Genomic DNA, 3,124 nt, shown 5'->3' with positions numbered 1-3,124 from the left:
ACAAAATAATATACTCATATACAACTATTTGTGAACTAAATGGGTAACCCTATTAATTTATTTCCTTACTCCTTGGTTATGAAGCATTAACACAACTCAATTTAAAAAATTAAATATAATTAAATATGATACAGCTAAAGAATAAAATAATTTAAAAGCATTGGCTTTAGAGTTTTCAATCTGATTCTTTCTAATGATAATCATGGTTTCAATTCCTACTAGTTCCTTGGGAAGATTCAAATTCTTTAAATCCTGTATTTATTGCTGTTCTCCTCTTGATATTCCGATGGTCTTGCTCCACCATATTATTCAAATACTGGCATTGTCGCCATCTAATTTCCTTGAAATTCCGTTTATTAAATGTCCTTATACCTTCCTTGTTTGCTCCACTTTTATCGATATTAATAAGCCTTGGTTTTCCATTATTACCAATGGCTTTATTCAAGAATTTCTGAGCTGTTCCCTTCATCCTTCTCTTTTTAATAGGAAATCTATGGTATCCCCATACTTATCTACAGCTCTATATAAATAGCGGTCCTTACCTCCTACCTTGATATAGGTTTCATCCATCCCCAAAATCATTGGCCTTCCGTTTCTTTCGATGCATAATTGCTTCAATCAAAGGACTGAACTTAAAAAACCCATCTGTGAATAGTAGAGTGATCTGCCTTGATTCCTCTTGTTGAAAGTAATTCTTCAACATCCCTATAGCTTAATGTGAATCTTAATTTATAATAAACTGCTTGAAAGATGATATTTCTGGGATATCGGTGGTGCTTAAACATCAATTATAGTTTTGTTGGTGGGTAAAAGTAGAAATTATTTAACATTGAGTAATTAATGCTACAGAACCCAGTAATATCATTAAAAGATATATCCACATATGCCAATAGATTAATATCAGTTTCATCATAATAATCATTAAACACTGTATCAAGTATTACATCTTTCGTCCAATAACTATGATATAAAAAATCCATTTTTTCACAAGTGGTTTTATTAAATGAGGAGAAATTAGGCTCTTTTCAGCTGCAGGATTTTGATTGCATGGGAGAATTGGTCAAGGAGCAAAAAACCATGATGAAAGAAGGCGCTGTGGTGATTGATGTCCCTGCTTCAGGGTTGGTGAAGTTTATAAAATAGTTTTCAGGGATACTGATGACTCTAAATTAAATACTTTCACAGATCAATAAGAAACCATTCTATCCAAGTCATCAGTGTTCTAAGAAAACAATAAAACAAAAAGATCAAGCTAATCCGCCTTTATAAATCTGCCCCTATATTCATTTTGACCTCCGCTAACTTTGATTTGATATAAACCATTATTCAAATCATAAATATTCAACCAGTTTTGTTCCAGTTTATGTTCTAAAACTAACCTTCCAGACAGATCGTATACTTGCACTATTAGATTTTGATTATCAGAAAAATCCTCATTAAAATAAATCAAGTTACTGGCAGGATTTGGAAAAATAGTTGCATTTTCAGATTCTTGAAATTCTTGGATAGTAGTAGGTATCTGCCCATTAAATCGTGCAATATTATTCTTTGGGTCATCCTGACTTCCTGCATACTGAAAATCACCACCCAAATATAAGTCTCCATTATAAGCGCACATAGCAAAGCCTATCCACTGTGTGGAATTGGAGTTGAAAAAGCTTAAATCCAACCACCTATAAGTATCTTCAGTTTCTTTTAGTACAGAGCAGGCAGAGATATTATTTGGGCCTTCTTCATAATAAAAAACACCCGATACAAATAGCTCATCATCATAAATCATGAGATCTTGAATATCCCAAAGATTAACATCAATGTTCATTTGGTAAATGGACCAGTTTGAACCATCATATTTTTGCAAAGTGGTATAAAATGGATCAAAGAAAATACCACCAGCATATAAGTCATTATTGTAGACCAATAATTTATAAACCTTATCATATAATCCGTTAGAAAACATGTTTAAAGACTCCCAGTTTGAACCATTAAACCGGGCTACATTTTTAACTGCATTTCCATCCACCTCATCAAATAATCCACCTGCTATTAATTGATCATTATATATCTCCAAAGTATATATTTGGCCTTGATTTCCACTGTGGGTATACGCTCCAGGCAAATCCGTCCATGTTGCACCATTAAATTTAGAAACTCTGGATACACCTTCCGAACCAATAATACTATGATTGGTGATATAGAGCTCATTATTAAAAACCAACATATCATAAATTTCACCTCCCCAACTTACAGGATCATAATCAATTACTGGACTCCAAGCAGAACCTGTCCATCGTGCTATTCCTTCATATTCCTGTGTATAATTTGGATCGCTGAAAAACCAACCAGAAGCATACAACCATCCTCCATAAATTTCAAAATCAAGGACTTCACCAGCAAATCCATTACCCATTGGATGCCATTGTGAACCATCCCAGCGGGCAACACAAGCTGCTTCTTGTCCCCCAGCTTCTGTAAAATAGCCACCAACAATTAAATCACCTTCATATTCAATCATGGCTTTTATAGATCCATTAGTTCCACCTCCAACAGCATCCCAGTCTTGCGCAAATCCATTAAAAATCAGTAATTGCACTACAATAAAAAGTAGAGTTTTTTTCATCATCATTTGTTTTAAAATTGAACTCCAAATATATTTTGAGAGGAATAATTTAGCAATAAGACATATGGCGTATTCTTTGCAGTAACAAGCTTAGACTAAATCATTATTTTTACAAAAATTCATTCTAATAAACTTATGAAAAGATTAACAGGAATAGGCGGCATATTTTTCAAGACTAAAGACCCAAAAAAAACAAAAGATTGGTATCAAAAACTTTTAGGTCTGGAAAAAGATGAATATGGAACTAGTTTTGAATAGCAATAAGCAGAGGAGCCTAAAATAAAAGGCTATACGGCTTGGATGGAAAAAACGCTGACCTAGACCACCCTTAGCCGAATTTAACAGACCACCCAAAGCCAGAGCAAGCTGACCATGTTCGCCAGAGCAATGTGACCACCCTAAAAAAGAACACTCACCAACTCTGCTTAATCCTGTATTTGAGTTGCTATAGGAGTTAGGCGACAAATAAACAGATTAATTTGAATAACTAATTGATAATGTAATGAT

The 3,124-nt window shown here is 33.7% G+C and carries 3 protein-coding genes and 1 pseudogene; 2 read left to right on the top strand and 2 right to left on the bottom strand.

Translation table 11 applies throughout. The features are described 5' to 3' along the window. Nucleotides 1-208: 208 nt before the first annotated feature. Nucleotides 209-570, bottom strand: a pseudogene (locus tag HNS38_RS19850) (transposase). Nucleotides 571-990: 420 nt separating this feature from the next. On the opposite strand from HNS38_RS19850, the gene HNS38_RS19840 reads away from it, so the two are divergent. Then, the gene (locus tag HNS38_RS19840) at nt 991-1,143 is read left to right on the top strand and encodes a hypothetical protein (RefSeq protein WP_172283437.1); all 153 of its coding nucleotides are present in this window, start codon (nt 991-993) and stop codon (nt 1,141-1,143) included. A 109-nt stretch (nt 1,144-1,252) separates the two neighbouring features. Here the strand turns inward: HNS38_RS19840 and HNS38_RS19835 are convergent, their stop codons facing one another. Further along, complete coding sequence (locus HNS38_RS19835) at nt 1,253-2,617, bottom strand: T9SS type A sorting domain-containing protein (protein WP_172283435.1); 1,365 nt, start codon at nt 2,615-2,617, stop codon at nt 1,253-1,255. Between the two features lie 135 nt (nt 2,618-2,752). Between HNS38_RS19835 and HNS38_RS20870 the strand changes: the two genes are divergently transcribed. Continuing rightward, the gene (locus HNS38_RS20870) at nt 2,753-2,875 is read left to right on the top strand and encodes a hypothetical protein (RefSeq protein ID WP_256367556.1); all 123 of its coding nucleotides are present in this window, start codon (nt 2,753-2,755) and stop codon (nt 2,873-2,875) included. The last annotated feature ends 249 nt before the right edge of the window (nt 2,876-3,124 follow it).

This window comes from Lentimicrobium sp. L6, assembly GCF_013166655.1.
Lineage (GTDB): Bacteria > Bacteroidota > Bacteroidia > Bacteroidales > UBA12170 > UBA12170.
Note: the sequence above shows the minus strand (reverse complement) of the source record. Positions and strands in the feature narration are given on the sequence as shown.

Excerpts from the sequence above, each read along its gene's own strand:
- HNS38_RS19835 (WP_172283435.1), bottom strand. The coding sequence starts at position 2,617 with ATGAAAAAAACTCTACTTTTTATTGTAGTGCAATTACTGATTTTTAAT.
- HNS38_RS20870 (WP_256367556.1), top strand. The coding sequence starts at position 2,753 with ATGAAAAGATTAACAGGAATAGGCGGCATATTTTTCAAGACTAAAGAC.